Annotated in this window: 1 protein-coding gene; it reads left to right on the top strand. The window is 41.0% G+C overall.

Annotated features, from left to right (window positions below; genetic code table 11):
- Window positions 1-363 (top strand): hypothetical protein (locus HMPREF0077_RS10850; protein ID WP_040349838.1); only part of this gene is annotated, 363 nt, incomplete at both ends.

A 363-nucleotide genomic window follows, 5' to 3' on the forward strand; every position in this document is an offset into this window, starting at 1 on the left:
ATAACAGTTGACCCAGATACAGGTGTAATTACAGTACCAGCAGACAAAGTAGCAGATGGTACAGAAGTAAGTGCAAAAGCAAAAGACAAAACTGGAAATGAATCAACACCAACAGACACATCAAAAGCTAATGCAAAAACACCAGCTGACAAGAAAGCCCCAGCAGCACCAAAAGTAGAAGCCAAAGACAACGGTGATGTAACAGTAACACCACCAACAGACGCAGATACAAAAGAAGTTGAAGTAACTTATGTTCCAACAGGAAAAACAGAAGCTGTAAAAGTTACAGCAACAAAAGATCCACAAACAGGAAAATGGTCAGTGCCAGAAGGATCAGACGTAAAAGTTGACCCAGATAGCGGA

Origin of the sequence: Anaerococcus tetradius ATCC 35098, from assembly GCF_000159095.1 — a bacterium.
Lineage (GTDB): Bacteria > Bacillota > Clostridia > Tissierellales > Peptoniphilaceae > Anaerococcus > Anaerococcus tetradius.